This window comes from Pseudoalteromonas sp. NSLLW218, from assembly GCF_015864775.1.
GTDB lineage: Bacteria > Pseudomonadota > Gammaproteobacteria > Enterobacterales > Alteromonadaceae > Pseudoalteromonas.
In genome coordinates this window covers 227470-244140 of record NZ_JADYWO010000003.1, presented here as the reverse complement: position 1 = coordinate 244140, position 16671 = coordinate 227470, and the positions used below count along the sequence as shown (strand labels likewise).

Annotated in this window: 11 protein-coding genes; 9 read left to right on the top strand and 2 right to left on the bottom strand. The window is 40.1% G+C overall.

The genetic code is table 11. The features are described 5' to 3' along the window. Positions 1 to 121: 121 nt before the first annotated feature. The 8 genes from I6E80_RS05880 (at position 122) to I6E80_RS05845 (ending at position 13642) form a co-directional block, all read left to right on the top strand. Positions 122 to 808, top strand: a complete 687-nt coding sequence (locus I6E80_RS05880; protein ID WP_007582477.1) for a GntR family transcriptional regulator — start codon at positions 122 to 124, stop codon at positions 806 to 808. Between the two features lie 255 nt (positions 809 to 1063). After that, positions 1064 to 1942 (top strand): methylisocitrate lyase, encoded by an 879-nt coding sequence (gene prpB / locus I6E80_RS05875; RefSeq protein ID WP_076923873.1) that lies wholly within the window; start codon positions 1064 to 1066, stop codon positions 1940 to 1942. A 48-nt stretch (positions 1943 to 1990) separates the two neighbouring features. Then, positions 1991 to 3118, top strand: coding sequence for a 2-methylcitrate synthase (prpC, locus tag I6E80_RS05870; RefSeq protein WP_197185065.1), 1128 nt, complete (start codon positions 1991 to 1993; stop codon positions 3116 to 3118). Positions 3119 to 3276: 158 nt separating this feature from the next. Further along, positions 3277 to 5886: a Fe/S-dependent 2-methylisocitrate dehydratase AcnD gene (acnD, locus tag I6E80_RS05865; protein ID WP_197185064.1), complete on the top strand. Its 2610-nt coding sequence runs from the start codon at positions 3277 to 3279 to the stop codon at positions 5884 to 5886. 11 nt (positions 5887 to 5897) lie between these two features. After that, positions 5898 to 7064: a 2-methylaconitate cis-trans isomerase PrpF gene (gene prpF, locus I6E80_RS05860; protein ID WP_197185063.1), complete on the top strand. Its 1167-nt coding sequence runs from the start codon at positions 5898 to 5900 to the stop codon at positions 7062 to 7064. Positions 7065 to 7565: 501 nt separating this feature from the next. Then, complete coding sequence (locus tag I6E80_RS05855; protein ID WP_197185062.1) at positions 7566 to 10598, top strand: hypothetical protein; 3033 nt, start codon at positions 7566 to 7568, stop codon at positions 10596 to 10598. Between the two features lie 62 nt (positions 10599 to 10660). Next, the gene (locus I6E80_RS05850; protein WP_024599342.1) at positions 10661 to 11752 is read left to right on the top strand and encodes a hypothetical protein; all 1092 of its coding nucleotides are present in this window, start codon (positions 10661 to 10663) and stop codon (positions 11750 to 11752) included. Positions 11753 to 11761: 9 nt separating this feature from the next. Next, positions 11762 to 13642 (top strand): hypothetical protein, encoded by a 1881-nt coding sequence (locus I6E80_RS05845; protein ID WP_076923878.1) that lies wholly within the window; start codon positions 11762 to 11764, stop codon positions 13640 to 13642. A gap of 144 nt (positions 13643 to 13786) precedes the next feature. Here the strand turns inward: I6E80_RS05845 and I6E80_RS05840 are convergent, their stop codons facing one another. After that, positions 13787 to 14428, bottom strand: coding sequence for a CPBP family intramembrane glutamic endopeptidase (locus I6E80_RS05840; protein WP_197185061.1), 642 nt, complete (start codon positions 14426 to 14428; stop codon positions 13787 to 13789). A 76-nt stretch (positions 14429 to 14504) separates the two neighbouring features. Then, positions 14505 to 15080, bottom strand: coding sequence for an inner membrane-spanning protein YciB (locus I6E80_RS05835; RefSeq protein ID WP_024599345.1), 576 nt, complete (start codon positions 15078 to 15080; stop codon positions 14505 to 14507). A gap of 191 nt (positions 15081 to 15271) precedes the next feature. Here I6E80_RS05835 and I6E80_RS05830 point away from each other — a divergent pair, with 191 nt between their 5' ends. After that, the gene (locus tag I6E80_RS05830; protein WP_007375441.1) at positions 15272 to 15541 is read left to right on the top strand and encodes an HU family DNA-binding protein; all 270 of its coding nucleotides are present in this window, start codon (positions 15272 to 15274) and stop codon (positions 15539 to 15541) included. Positions 15542 to 16671 lie beyond the last annotated feature (1130 nt).

The window sequence follows — 16671 nt, the reverse complement described above, 5'->3', positions numbered from 1 at the left end:
AGATTAATAGTGTCGACAATGGGTGTGTTTTTTAGCCATTTTGATAGGTTTAAGGGTTGACATGATTTTTTAATAAGCCCATAGTAACCACATTAATTGTCGACAATCTAAAAAATAACTTATGACACACACATTTTTAAACGAAGCGCCTATAACTACCGCATCAGATCAAGTATTTGTAGATATGCGCCGTGAGATTGTTGAGGGCAGCATAGTTCAAGGCAGTAAAATATCAGAACCTGAGCTTGCCAAACGTTATGGTGTAAGCCGTGCAACGCTTAGAGAGGCGTTAAATCGCCTAGAAAGTTGCTACCTTGTTGAGCGTAAAGCTAACGTAGGTTGCCGAGTAGTTGCTCTTACCGCTGAGCGCTTGATTGAAGTGTACCAAGTTCGCAGCTCACTTGAAGGCTTAGCATGTAGGCTTGCTGCCGACAATATGGAACCCGAAGAAGTAAAAGGCTTAAAGCAATTACTTAATCAGCACCTACAAACACAACGTGTTAAAGAGGGTGAATCTTATTACCAAGAAGCCGGCGATTTAGATTTTCATTATCGTATTATTCAAGGCAGTAAAAACGCGCATTTAATTCATTTACTGTGTAATGAGCTTTATCAATTAATACGCATGTACCGTGTACAAATGGGTATGGTGGGGCCGCGTGTATCAAAAGCGTTTGATGAGCATTTAGCTATTATTAACGCCATTGAAAACCACGACGGTGAACTGGCCGAAATGCTTATGAAACGCCACATCAGTGCATCGCAAGCAAATATTCAAACCAAATTTGATGTATACCAATCAATATGAGTATTCGAACAATTTAACGGATTAAATCGCTCCGTAACGTCGTTAAAAATTTTTTATTTAGAACCACTAAACATAAAAATTATTGCCTAGTTACAGAACGATTTTCTTATCGTTAAATAAACCTCATACCCATACAGATTGATATTAGTCGCAAAAAAACTGCTAAAAGTTAAGTAGAGCAGTTAAACAGTCATAATTACAGATTAAAACTATAAGTTACTCCACGTAGCAACCGTTCAAAGTGAGGAGAAAGTAATGTCAGCAGGATTAAAGTTTAAACACGCTATTGCCAATAACCGCCCGTTACAAGTGGTAGGTACTATTAACGCCTACACAGCGATGATGGCAGAAAAAATGGGCCACCAAGCTATTTATCTCTCAGGTGCCGGTGTGGCAAATGCCTCGTTTGGTATGCCTGACTTAGGTATGACAAGCCTTGATAACGTGCTTGAAGATATTCGCCGTATTACGGGTGCGAGTGATTTACCGCTGTTAGTTGATGCCGATACCGGTTGGGGCGGCGCGTTTAACATTGCACGTACAGTAAAAGAAATGACTAAAGCGGGTGCAGCGGGTTTTCATATAGAAGACCAAGTAGCCCAAAAGCGCTGTGGCCATCGTCCTAATAAAGAAATTGTAAGCCAAGGTGAAATGGTTGACCGCATTAAAGCGGCGGTTGATGCAAAAACCGATAGCGATTTTTATATTATGGCCCGTACTGATGCATTTCAAAAAGAAGGTTTAAATGCTGCTATTGACCGTGCAGCTGCCTGTGTTGAAGCCGGTGCTGACGCTATTTTTGCAGAAGCCGTACACGACCTTGCTGATTACCAAGCATTTGCAAAAGCGATTAACGTTCCAATTTTGGCAAACATTACTGAGTTTGGCCAAACACCTATTTACACAAAAGAGCAGCTAAATGATGTAGGTGTTGAAATGGTGCTTTACCCATTAAGTGCATTTAGAGCTATGAACAAAGCGGCACTTAACGTGTATTCAGCAATTTTAAATGAAGGCTCGCAACAAAGCCAAATTGAAAATATGCAAACGCGTTCTGAGCTTTACGACTTTTTAGATTACCACACGTACGAGAACACACTCGATACCCTTTTTTCATCAAAATCTGACAAATAATAACTATTAAAATAGATACCACACACAAATTATAGATAGGAGAAGATCATGGTAGATAAAGCATTAGGCGGCGCGGGTTTACGCGGACAAGTGGCTGGTCAAACAGCATTGTGTACTGTTGGACAAAGTGGTTCTGGTTTAACGTATTGTGGTTACGATATTAGCGAACTTGCCGAAAAAGCACAGTTTGAAGAAGTGTCTTTTTTACTTTCACGCGGTGAGTTACCAACCACAAGCGAATTGGCAGAATATAAAGCTAAACTTAAAAGTTTACGCGGCTTACCAGATGCACTTAAAACTGTGCTTGAAAATATACCTAAAGACGCGCATCCAATGGATGTAATGCGCACGGGCTGCTCAATGTTGGGTAATCTTGAAATGGAAAATGACTTTAGCGAAGCCAATGATGCAATCGACCGTATGGTTGCTGTGTTCCCAAGTATTATTTGTTACTGGTACCGCTTTACACACGACGGTGAACGCATTGAAACACAAACAGATGACGACTCTGTTGGCGCGCATTTTTTAACGCTGTTACACGACAAAGCACCAAGCGAGTTATTTGCACAAGTGATGAACGTTTCACTAATTTTATACGCAGAGCACGAGTTTAACGCATCTACCTTTACGGGACGTGTGTGTGCATCAACGCTTTCTGATATTCACTCTTGTGTAACAGGTGCGATTGGTACGTTACGTGGACCATTACATGGCGGCGCCAACGAAGCGGCTATGGATATGATTCAAGGTTTCACAAGTGTTGAACATGCTGAGCAAGAAGTAATGGGCATGCTTGAACGTAAAGACAAAATAATGGGCTTTGGTCATGCGATTTATCGCGAATCTGATCCACGTAATGTAATTATTAAAAAATGGTCTGAAAAACTAGCGGCTGAGGTAGGCGATACAGTGCTTTACCCTGTGTCTGTTCGTTGTGAAGAGATTATGTGGCGCGAGAAAAAACTGTTTTGTAATGCCGATTTTTTCCATGCATCTGCTTATCACTTTATGGATATTCCGACTAAATTATTTACGCCAATATTTGTAATGAGCCGCGTTACTGGTTGGACTGCACATGTAAAAGAGCAACGCGCTAACAACCGTATTATCCGCCCAAGTGCCGATTACACAGGGCCTGATGCACGCAGTTACACACCAATAGAGTCAAGAAGTTAATTATTTTTAACTAAGGTGAGCCAATGGCTCACCTTTTACGGCTTTAATGCTTTATATAATAAAAACAACTACAAACCTAAAGCCTTTCTTGAAAAATACCAATTGCACTCTCAATAAAATTGGTATTACATCCGTCACCAAATTAGCGAACCTTTACCATGACCATAATTAATAACACCCAATACCGTAAACCTTTACCGGGCTCAAATGTCGACTACTACGATACGCAAGAAGCCGTAGATGCAATTAAGCCAGGTGCATACGCCACGCTACCTTATTCATCACGTGTATTTGCCGAAAACCTAGTACGCCGATGCGACCCTGCCATGTTAACCGATGCACTTAATCAGCTAATTGAGCGAAAGCAAGACTTGGATTTTCCGTGGTATCCGGCGCGGGTAGTGTGCCACGATATTTTAGGGCAAACAGCGCTTGTTGATTTAGCAGGGCTTCGTGATGCAATTGCAGCCAAAGGCGGCGACCCGGCAAAAGTGAACCCGGTAGTACCCACACAGTTAATAGTGGATCATTCGTTAGCGGTAGAGCATGCCGGTTTTGATCCTGACGCATTTGAAAAAAACCGCGCGATTGAAGACAGACGAAATGATGACCGTTTTCACTTTATAAACTGGACTAAAACTGCGTTTAAAAATATTGACGTTATTCCACCGGGTAACGGCATTATGCATCAAATTAATCTTGAAAAAATGTCGCCGGTTATTCAAAACCGAGATGGCATTGCATTCCCCGATACACTTGTAGGTACCGACAGCCACACGCCACATGTTGATGCGCTGGGTGTTATTGCTGTGGGCGTAGGCGGGCTTGAAGCTGAAAGCGTAATGCTTGGTCGTGCTTCTTATATTCGTTTACCCGATATTGTAGGTGTTGAGCTAACAGGCAAGCGCCAACCAGGTATTACAGCTACCGATATTGTGCTAGCTATTACTGAATTTTTACGCGGGCAACGTGTTGTTTCTACTTATTTAGAGTTTTACGGTGAAGGTGCCGACGCGCTTACTCTTGGCGATAGAGCAACTATTTCGAACATGACACCTGAATTTGGCGCAACTGCAGCCATGTTTTATATTGATGATAAAACCATAGATTACTTGCGTTTAACAGGTCGTGAAGAAGAGCAAATTGCCCTTGTAGAAAACTACGCAAAAACAGCAGGCCTTTGGAGCGATAGCTTAAAAACTGCAAAATATGAGCGTGTACTTAAGTTTGATTTATCAAGCGTTGGGCGCAATATTGCGGGTCCATCGAATCCACACCGCCGTGTATCGACAAGCGATTTAGCTAAAGAAGGTATTTCGGGTGTCGTTGAAAATGAAGAAGGCTTAATGCCAGATGGCGCATGTATTATTGCCGCTATTACTAGCTGTACTAATACGAGTAATCCACGCAATGTAATTGCCGCTGCACTACTTGCCCGTAACGCAAATGCTAAGGGCTTAATGCGTAAACCTTGGGTTAAAACCTCATTAGCACCGGGCTCAAAAGCAGTGCAATCGTACCTTGAAGATGCAAACTTACTAACAGAGCTTGAGCAACTGGGCTTTGGTATTGTGGGCTTTGCGTGTACAACTTGTAACGGCATGAGCGGTGCGCTTGACCCTATTATTCAAAAAGAAGTAATCGATCGCGATTTATACACTACAGCGGTACTTTCGGGCAATCGTAACTTTGATGGACGAATTCATCCTTACGCTAAGCAAGCATTTTTAGCGTCACCTCCTTTAGTTGTTGCGTACGCCATTGCAGGTACTATTCGCTTTGATATTGAAAAAGGGATACTAGGGCAAGATCAACAAGGCAACGATATTACGCTTAAAGATTTATGGCCATCAGATGAAGAGATTGATGCAGTAATTAAGCAAAGCGTTAAGCCAGAGCAGTTTAGAAAAGTATACGAGCCGATGTTTAATTTAACCGTAGATTACGGTGAAGATAACGACCCACTTTACGACTGGCGCCCAGAAAGTACGTACATTCGTCGCCCGCCTTATTGGGAAGGTGCACTTGCTGGTGAGCGCACAATGACCGGTATGCGTGCGCTTGCTGTACTTGGCGATAACATCACAACGGATCATTTATCGCCATCAAACGCGATTATGGCAAGCAGTGCCGCTGGCGAGTACCTGACTAAAATGAATGTGCCAGAAGAAGACTACAACTCGTATGCAACGCACCGAGGCGATCATTTAACAGCGCAGCGCGCAACCTTTGCTAATCCAAAGCTGCTTAACGAAATGGTGCTTGACGAAAACGGTGATATTAAACAAGGTTCATACGCACGATTAGAGCCGCAAGGCACTAACACACGTATGTGGGAAGCAATCGAAGCCTACATGGAGCGTAAACAGCCGCTTATTATTGTAGCCGGTGCCGATTACGGTCAAGGTTCGTCGCGCGATTGGGCGGCAAAAGGTGTAAGGCTTGCAGGCGTTGAAGTAATAGCAGCTGAAGGTTTTGAGCGTATTCATCGTACTAATCTAATTGGGATGGGTGTTTTACCACTTGAATTTAAAGCAGGCACAACCCGTAAAACTCTAAAGCTGGATGGCAGCGAAACGTACGATGTAGCAGGTGATTTGAAACCAGGTGCTACTGTTAATTTAATTATTACCCGTAAAGACGGTGAAGTACTTACTGTGCCTATGAAGTGCCGAATAGATACCCAAGAAGAGCTTTCTATATATGCTGCTGGTGGCGTGTTACAACGCTTTGCTCAAGACTTTTTAGAAGCAACGCAATCTGCATAAGGGCAAATATTATGTTTAAACCGCAAATTAAAGTGCCTGCAACCTATATGCGTGGCGGCACCAGTAAAGGTGTTTTTTTTAATTTAACTGACTTGCCAAAGCCTGCTCAAGTAGCAGGCGAGGCGCGGGATAATTTATTACTGCGCGTTATTGGCAGCCCCGATCCGTATGCTAAGCAAACAGATGGCATGGGCGGCGCTACATCAAGTACTAGTAAAACTGTAATCCTAAGTAAAAGTGAGCAAACTGATCACGATGTGGATTACTTGTTTGGTCAAGTGGCGATAGATAAACCGTTTGTGGATTGGAGCGGTAACTGTGGCAACTTAACGTCAGCAGTGGGTGCTTTTGCTATTAGTAATGGTTTGGTCGATAAAAGCAGATTACCTAATAACGGTGTTGCTATTGTGCGTGTGTGGCAGGCTAATATTAAAAAAAGCATATTAGTGCATGTCCCTATGACCAATGGCGAAGTGCAAGAAACCGGCGACTTTGAGCTCGATGGCGTTACCTTTGCAGCAGCTGAAGTAAAACTTGAATTTATAGACCCCGCTGATGGCGATGGCGCGTTATTTCCAACCGGTAACGTAGTTGATGACTTAAAAGTACCGGGTGTTGGTACTTTAAAAGCAACAATGATAAACGCAGGTATTCCTACTGTATTTATTAACGCCGCTGATATTGGCTATACCGGCATAGAGCTGCAAGACGATATAAATAATGATGTTGCAGCGCTTGAAAAGCTCGAAACCATTCGTGCTTACGGCGCTGTTAAAATGGGCTTAATAACTAACATTAATGAAGCGCAAGCTCGTCAACATACGCCAAAGGTTGCGTTTGTTGCCGCTCCTTTAGATTACAAAGCGTCTAGCGGTAAAATTATTGAAGCTGAAAATATCAACTTATTAGTACGCGCTATGTCGATGGGTAAATTGCACCATGCCATGATGGGCACAGCTGCGGTTGCTATTGGCACTGCTGCAGCAATTGAAGGCACACTCGTAAATATAGCTGCTGGTGGCGGCGCATTGAGTGAAGTTAACTTTGGTCACCCATCAGGTACGCTAAAAGTAGGTGCTGAGGCTAAAAATATAAATGGTGATTGGCAAGTTATCAAAGCAAGTATGAGCCGAAGTGCGCGTGTATTAATGGAGGGGGTTGTAAGAGTGCCTTACTAACCAGTGCCTAAGTTAAGCACAACTAAACATTTATTTTAGTTAAGTAAACAAGTTTTATAAACGTTTGCTTAGCTAAAGTAAAACCGACTAACCTTTGATATAAACAATCCTTTTTTATTAATTTTTCGAATTATCCTCTTTTTTAGCACTCATCCATCGCATTTACTTGAAGAATATAATTAACAAACTAGATTATATGTAATATTCATTTAATAAAGTGAATATATTGTATCAATATGTGCTGGTTCTTTATGAGTGTCTATAGGTTATTGAATAATAGAGATGCTGATAAAGAAGTAGCTCATAGAATAAAGATAAATACTTCTATAAAATGTATAAATATGTAGCATAACTACATAGCTTAATGGTATTTTTAATGTTCTGGTAACAAAGGTTATGATTGTGTACTTTTTTAATGCTTTTTAAACATAAAAGCTTACACAAGCCACTATCAACTAAACTAATTTCTGATACTCATTCCAGGCTATCAAGGAGAAATAAATGGTAAAGCGTACGATCAAATTTACACCTATTGCAGCTTCAGTTGCACTTACATTAGGCTTAACAGCATGTGGTTCGGACAATGACAGAAACATTCCTGTTACACCTGTAGAAGCTTTTACTGCAACAGGTGATGCACAGTTCAACATTGAAGTAACGGGTAAAGCTGTTAAAGGTTCAATGAAAAGTGCAGTAGTAACTGTAATGACTTTAGATGCATCTGGTCAAAGCGTTCCTGTTGCGTTTCGCTCAGCTGCTTCAGCAGAAGCAGAGTCTTTTTCTGAAGAAGCTCTATCACAAGATGCTGCAGATGCTGCAGTAGAAGCAAGCAAAATTGCGGCTAACCCTGAAGTGCTAACTGATGAAAGCGGCCGTTACAGCATCTACCTAGATGATGACTTTACTGGACCAGTTTACATTACAGTTAAAACATCTGCAGAAGGCGATGATAGCTTTTTACGTTGTGACGCTTATGTAGGTTGTGGCGATTACGATGTAGCGCCAGAAGCAGATGATGTAAATGATGGCGATACTGCGATTGAGTTTGGCGAATGGTACAAAACTGACCTAGAGCTTTCAGTTGTTAAATTTATCCCAGCTGTTGAAGCAGATACATCTGGAGTAAGTGGTGCAGCTGGCGATCTTAATGTTGCAAGTTCTTACAAAGCTAATGTTACTTTCTTAACATCGTTAGTGGCGGCTCTTCTTCTTGACTCAGGTTCAAGTGTAGATGAAGACGCTATTGCTACAGCTAGCCTAAATACTGTTGTACAAGTAATGGGTCAAGACGCAGCACTTTTACTTTCAGCTATTATAGGTGATTTATCTAACGGCGGCGCTGTAGATTTAAGTGACGTTGATGGCGAAGAAGAACTTACAGACGGTATTTTAGCAATTGCACAGCTTTCATCTTCAATTCAAGGTTTACCTTCAATTGGTGATGTAATGAGCAGTATTGCTGCAGGTATTAAGTCTGGCCAGTTTAAAGGTAATACTGACGCTGGTATTGCTGCAATAGCTACAATGTTACAAACAGCTATTACAAATACTGCAAATATTTTTGTTGCTGTAGCAACGGGTGATGAAACTGCAATTGAAGACGCTTTAAAAGCGGCATTCACTGCTAACAACCCTAGTGCAACACAGGCACAAATTGATGCATTTGCAGCTAACTCAGTAGGTATTGCAGCAAAAGCAAAAGCTGCTAAAGATAAAGCTGTTAAAAATGGTGCAGCAACTGATGCAGGTCTTGCGGCCGCTGCAATAAAAGTTAAAAAAGCACTAGAAGTAATTGGTTGTACTGGCGCAGAATGTACAGTTGGAGATGACTTTTATACCGCTCTAGCAGCTGCTTTAACAGTAGAAATTACAGCTTCTCAAACTGCACTTACTACATTAGAAATGAACATTGAAACAGCTCAAAGTTCACTTGCAGATGTTCAAGCAATGGGTGGCGACGCTCTTACAGCTGATAACGCAGCTGCATTTGTAAGCGCTGTTACATTACTTAAAAACGAAGCTACTACAGCTGATTTAACAGCTAAAGCGGGTTCTATTTTTGTTAAATCACAAGGCTATGTGACTGCTGCAAATGCTTTAGTTACTCAAAGCTCTGATTACCAACAAATACTTGATTCTGCAACGTTGTTACAAACAGATGCGTCTGTAGCTGTAACTGACACAGTTGCATACGACTTAGCATTAGCTGCACTAGTAGCTGAAGCAGAAGCTGCGATTGAAACGTTTGATGTTGCTCTTGCTGCAGCAAAATTAGTTGCTGAAGACACTGCAGACGTTGCTGATGAGAAAAAATCAGTAGCAGACACAGCTGAAGCGGCTTCTACAAGCGCACTTGCTAACGCAGAAGGTGCAATGGTAGATACAGCTGCGAATGCAACTGAAGCTCTTGAGCTTGCAATGACTGCTGTTACTGCTGCGTCTGATTTTGCTGCTGCTGTTGATGCACTTGAAATTGCTATTGAGCAAGCACTTGTTGCTGCTAATGCTTACCTCGACCTTGAAGGCGAAGGCGCACAAGCAATGATTGATGCGCTTACAGCAATGCAAACAGCTGCTGTAGCTCAAGGTGAACTAGCTAGCGAGCAATTTGTAACAGCTTATAACTTACAACTTGCTGCTGAAACTGCAGTTGCTAAACTTGAAGTACTAACTTCTGTTAAAGCTACATCAGAGTCATTATCGACTATGACTGTGCTTACTGGCACAGGTGCTGATGCAGTTGCTGATGCAGCAGACGTTCTTGCAGACGTAATTGATGAATTAGCTGAAATGGGTAATAACTCAGGTACAGGTACATCAACTCGCAATGCTGATTGGGACTATGCTTACAGCTTAGATGATCTTACGTTAATGCTTAGCAATGCTACTACAGGTGAGATGATTAATGCAGCGGCTTCTTATGAAGGCGACAAGCTTGTTGTTGCTTGGGGTGCTACATTAAAAGGTGAGAATGACGTATCTGTTGAACTTGTTACTGCTGGTACACAAACACAAGCACTTACAGATTGTGTTGATTTTGCAGCTGGAACTATTGATGCTACTCAAATCGATTCATGTTTAGTATTTACTTTTGATGGCGCAGTGACTGCTGATAATGTAGATGATGCAGAAATCTTAATGACTGAAACCACTAACCATGTTGAAATCATGGATGGCGATTCTGGCTTTACTGGTATGTTAAGTCTTACTGCTGATGATGCAACAGATTCAGGCTCTATTACATTAGAGGGTGTTTCTGGTGATGTAGACTTTAAAGTAATGACTACATTCATCGACAGCGACATGGAAGAAGCAAGTGCTTTAGATATTACAGTAAATAATGCAATGGGTTACACATTGTCTATTACTGGTAATGAAAGTGCAGGTTACACTGGTGACGTTATGGCTATGTACAATGAGATGATGATGTCTTTTGGTACTGCAGCTAAAACAACTAATGGTCTTTCAATTACTTACATTGATGGTGATGTAGTTGATTACACTGATGTTGATTTAATTGATTCATCTAAGTAATATTTAAACTATAAAAGGGGAAAGCAATGCTTTTCCCTTTTTTTATAGAAAGCGATCAAATTATGAAAAAAAAAATTCTCTTGTTAGGATTTTCAACAGCTCTTATTTCTCCTCTTGCTTCCGCAGATAACCAATTTCAAATATTTACTCATTTTGACGCAGAAATTTATACTGAAGCACAACCAGTACAAGCCTTTGTAGATGATTTTGATGCACCATTAAAATCGGGTGACAGTGCATTTACCTATAATATATTTGAAGTAGGTGTTGGCTACGGTAATTTTAAAGTAGGTTTACAGAGTCGTTACGACTATGTTCTTAACTTTGATCCTGATACAGCTAAATATACCCATACTGAAAAAAATGATTTAGAGTTTGAAGACAGATTTTATACTTATTACCTTGATGCTAAACAAGCAACCTCTAATGGTGTGTTTGTATCTTATGACTTTAAATTTTTAGATAAAAATGCATTAACAATAACACCTAAACTATCTGTTTTTGCTAGCTCGCATTATCAAGACGCGATTGTAAATGGTGAAATTTATAGTGATGAAGTTGAAGGTGCTGTAACGGTTGATTACAACTTTTCAAAAGATATATTATTTAAAAAGTTTTCACCTTCAGAAAAACCTGAAGGCCTTGGCTATAGCCTAGATATTTTTGCTGATTGGCAAGTAAACGATGAGCTTCAGGTTGGCTTTAGCGTAAAAGATTTGCTCTATAAAACAGAGTATGAAGACAGTGGCTCCGTAAAAGGGCAAACTACTGAAATTCCATTTAGCGAAGATGACAACGGCGATATTATTACTCAGCCAACAGTTTCATTAAAAACATCTGCATTTGGAAATACGGTATCTCATGATTTCGAAATGGAAATGCGTCTACAAGCATTTGCTGATTACAGAATAAACGATCGGTTTTCAACTCAGTTAACTTTAAAACGATACGACAAAGACACGTTTAGCCAATTAAAAGGCCGTATTCACTTTTGGGATCATTGGAGAGTGCAAGCAGGCTACGAAACAAAAAGTGAAGCATTTTTAGTTGGTATAGAAAACGAATATTTTGGTCTTAATTTACAAACTGATAGCCTAGATTTAGATAAAGCCTATTATGCGAATGTGAATTGGTACGTGAACATTAAGTTTTAAGGAATGAAGATGTTAAAACAAATTATACCTTTAGGGGTAGCTATTGCATTAGTAGGTTGTGGTTCTTCATCAGACAGTGACAGTTCAGAATCTGTTGCAGTGAGTGAAATTGCTACATCTTCTTCTGTGAGTTTTTATGTATCTAATTGGCAATCACCACAGGGCACGCTTAATGTTTTAGATAGCGATGGGGTGGTGCAAGAATCAATTGAAGTCGAAAACATTAATACTGTGAGTGTAAGTGTAACTCCACTTACTTTTAATAGTTTTGAGTTTATACCGAGTGATATGGCTCTACCTTGTCCGCGCTTTACAGGTTGTGGCAGAACAGTCCGTGGTGATGTAAATGACTTAAACGCAAACCGTTTAATCGACTACCAAGAATTGACAGCCGTTACTCTTAATTACAAAGCAGATGCATTTAGTGCACCGGGTGTAAATACGGTTTATTTATCGCCATTAAGTAAAGCAATTACAGATGAAGGCTTTAGTGCTACGCAAGCTAGTTTATCAGCCACGCCTTTTTATCATTTAACGCACAGCAATTTAAATGCAAGTGTTGAAGCAGAAATGGTTACTAATGCATTTACTTACGCAGCAATTTTAGCTGGTGTTGCTGATAGTACGTTTAGTGTTGAAAGTGCTTTTAATGCATTTACTAACTCAGAGACTGACCAACAGGCATGGGAAGATTATAGCGATTTAGCAGCGCAGTATGTTACAGATAACTTATTTAGCGACCAAGGAAATGGATTACTACCAAACGTTGCAGGTCAAGTTAAGCAAACGATCGCAAGTGTAACTACATTTACAAATTGGCAGGCTCGCTCAACAGAAGTTCAAAGCTTAGATTCAAGAGAGTTACTTGTTGATACACGAAATATTATAGGTGCTGCAAGACTTCAAGAAAAAAGCTATTCAGATGAATTAGACGTAAAATTTGCTGAGCTTGAAGATGCGTTTGATGAAGACACACAAAGAACCCTTGATGCACTTACTAATGCTTTAAACGAAGTTATTACAAATTATTCACCACTAGCTGATGGCTCTACACCATCAGGACAATATAAACTTCGTGACTTAGATATTGATTACAGCCAATCACCTTATACTTGGGCTATAACTGGCACATATGATGAGTTACCTATAACAATTGATTTATCAATTCCCACATTTAGAGTAAGTGGTGTGTTAGGTAATAAAATTGAAGGTATAATGAGCGCTACTGTTACAAATGGTACTACGGTATTAAGTGTTGATGTAAGTGAGTTGCTGATTGAGTTTGATGGCATAGATGCTCAAAGTGAATTAAACCCAGAAGCCGATACAGGTATTACACAGGTAACTACGAATGTAATTATCGATAAAGCCGCTGGTAAACTTGAAGGCGATTTATCACTAAACTTAAATCGTTTTGTTAATTCATTAGGTGAAGAGTCTACAACGTTATCTACTTTTGATTTTAATGGTGATTACGTGAGCGACATTCAAAACACTGCATTTCATATCACAGCAGTAGAGGCTTCGCCTTTTATTGGTGAAGATAATGACGATTTAGCATTTACTTTTGAGCTGGATTTTCCGTTGAGTGGTGCAAGCGATTTTAAGTTTGCTTACGTGGGCGATGTTGAAAACTTATCAGAACTTACCTCTACAGATATATTTGTTAGCATAAAAAATCGTGCGTTAGATTTACGTATTCGTGATGTTAGTGGCAACATTAATCTAATAGCGAAAGGCGAAAATGGACGTTGGTTAGATGTAAAGCAAAAGGGTCGTAATTACAGTGGCGGTTTATATTTTGGTGATACTAAACTAGCTGATGTTACTGCAGTACGTGGTATTCCTGGTGTTTTATTTCCAAATGGTGAGTTTGAATCATTATTTTAACCACTTGATTAAATATTTTAAACGCCTAGCATTCGCTTAAGGCCGAACAGTTAAGAAGCGTTTTAACGATTAGTTAAGTGGCTTTAGAAATATTCAAAATCCGATATTAGTTTTCTAGTATCGGATTTTTTATTGCTTGTTATATTAGTTAAATGCGCCTGAATCAAGGTAGCTGCCGATCCCGAGTGTAAACATCCAAAGCCCCCATAAGCTATGCTCAATAACACACACGACGGTTGAGCGGCTTTGTGCATAGGTATAAGCAAACAGTAGTCCGCCTAAAAATGCCAAACCTACTGCAATCCAATTTGCATACACAATATGCGCCAACGCAAATACACTCGCACTAACTAGAATACGGACTGCTTTTTTGGGCATGATGCGCTTATAACGATGAAAAAAATATGTTCTGAATATTAACTCTTGAGGAATAACCGACAGTATTGGGTAGAGCAACAACAGTAAAAGCCAATCATTAAACGAGTTGCGGGGAAGGGTAAACCAGTTTCCTTGATGAATAATCCCGTAAAACATACCTGAAAACAACGCACCTAAAAAAAAGAAGCTAAACACACGTTTTTTAACAGCAGAAAACTGCCCAAGGCTTGTGAGTCTAAAACGTTTAAAATGGGGATCGCCCAGTAGCAACATACAACACACACTCATAAGTATAATAAGCGCAGGAATAAGCCAGTTAGCTAAATGCTCGCGTAATACAAAGCCCAGCAAAGGCAGCAATACAAAAATGAGGATAAATTCAAACCAGCGGTATTGATTGGCGTTCAAGGTCGTCTCAACTTGTTTTTTTTACAAACTAACAAGCAAAGACGACATTTTTATGACGATATTAGTTATCTATAAATTACTTTACTGGTTCTTCTTCATTAGGGAGGTATTTGTACAAGGCAATAATAGTGGCAAAAATACTCACAAAGGTAATGCCCATTAAACCAAATACTTTGAAGTTGACCCAAAAGTCGAGTGAAAAATTATACGCAATATAAATGTTCAACGCTGCGATGCCAGCAGTAATTACAACCCACATCAGGTTAAGCTTATCCCATAACGGTTCTGGGACTACAATGGCTTGTTTTGTATCATTAGCATTTTCGAGAATTGAACTAAGCGCTTTTTTAACGAGATTTTTTTTAAGTACATAACGGCTAACAAGTAACGTTAAACTTAAACCTGCGTATATTAGCGTTGCTTTCCATTTTATGTATTGCTCATCATGAAGTACCAGCGTTAACGTACCAAACACAGCAGCAATGCCGAAAAATATCCACTGACGAGTTGGCACAGAGCCATGTTTAAAGTAGCTATAAGCAACTTGAATAAGCGTAGTGGCCATTAATAAACCGGTAGCCCAATAAATATCGACTAGCTTAAAAACTGCAAAAAACAGTATGAGTGGGATGTATTCAATTAATGCGTGCATAGTCTACCTAAATTATACGAAAAAGAGTCGAAGGCTTTTTACCACATAAAGCTTAGCAACTACAAGGTTGACTTGTTGTCCTGTAACCCTTAGCCTGCGTGGCTTTATTGCCAATTTGGTTTGGTACTTTTTATATCATCATATTCCCACGCTTAACCAACACTGATTTGGCGTGTATTTAGGAGCCTAAAATGAATAAAGCAGAACTCGTTGCTGCCATCGCACACAAAAGTGAATTAACAAAAAAAGATTCTCAAGCGGCACTTTCAAGCTTGCAAAAAGTAATTACTAAGTCGCTTTCTGAGGGGGATCAGGTTCAAATTAATGGCTTTGGTACGTTTGCACTAAGTTACTATCCAGCGCGTACTGGGCGTAACCCACAAACAGGCGCAGCAATTGAAATAGAAGGCGCAAATAAAGCGGTTTTTAAGCCTGCCAAAGCGTTAAAAGATCTGCTTTAAATAACATTATTTAGCTAGGTCGTTGATTGAGCTTTGATTGGAGCTATTAAACATAAAATTATGGGCTTTGCCCATCACGCCAACAAGTTGTACGTCTACAAAAATAAACATATGCCGAGTGTTAGTTGTAGGCGCCAAACTTGCTCGCGCGAGAAGCGCAGCTTCTAATTACTTAATCACCGTTCATAAAAGCTGCGTTTTTAAACGCCAACAAGTTGTGCGTCTACAAAAATAAACATAATGCCGAGCATGAGTTGTAGGCGTTTGGCTTGCTCACGCGAGAAGCGCAGCTTCTAATTACTTAATCACCCATCATAAAAAATTGTGTTTTTAAACGCCAACAAGTTGTGCGTCTACAAAAATAAACACATGCCGAGTGTTAGTTGTAGACGCCAAACTTGCTCGCGCGAGAAGCGCAGCTTCTAATTACTTAATCACCCATCATAAAAAATTGTGTTTTTAAACGCCAACAAGTTGCGCGCCTACAAGGATAAGCATAATGCCGAGCATGAGTTGTAGGCGCCAAACTTGCTCGCGCGAGAAGCGCAGCTTCTAATTACTTAATCACCCATCATAAAAACTGCGTTTTTAAACGCCAACAAGTTGTGCGTCTACAAAAATAAACACATGCCGAGTGTTAGTTGTAGGCGTTGAGCTTGCTCACGCGAGAAGCGCAGCTTCTAATTACTTAATCACCGATCATAAAAACTGCGTTTTTAAACGCCAACAAGTTGTGCGTCTACAAAAACAAACATAATGCCGAGCATGAGTTGTAGGCGTTTAGCTTGCTCACGCGAGGAGCGCAGCTTTTAATTACTTAATCACCGATCATAAAAACTGCGTTTTTAAATGCCAACAAGTTGTGCGTCTACAAAAAGTAAACATAATGCCGAGCATGAGTTGTAGGCGCCAAACTTGCTCACGCGAGAAGTGAAGCTTCAGTATTTAATCATCGAGTACCAAACCTGTGCTGTATCTTGTTTATGTAGATTATTCATATTGTCTAAATGATTTACATAGCACTATAAACTTCAATTAGATTAACTCCTTTATTTTCAAGTGCTTGTTTTCGGCATGCATTGTGCTTTTTTAACTATGTGTTTCGAATATATTTTTCAAGAAAAAGGAGA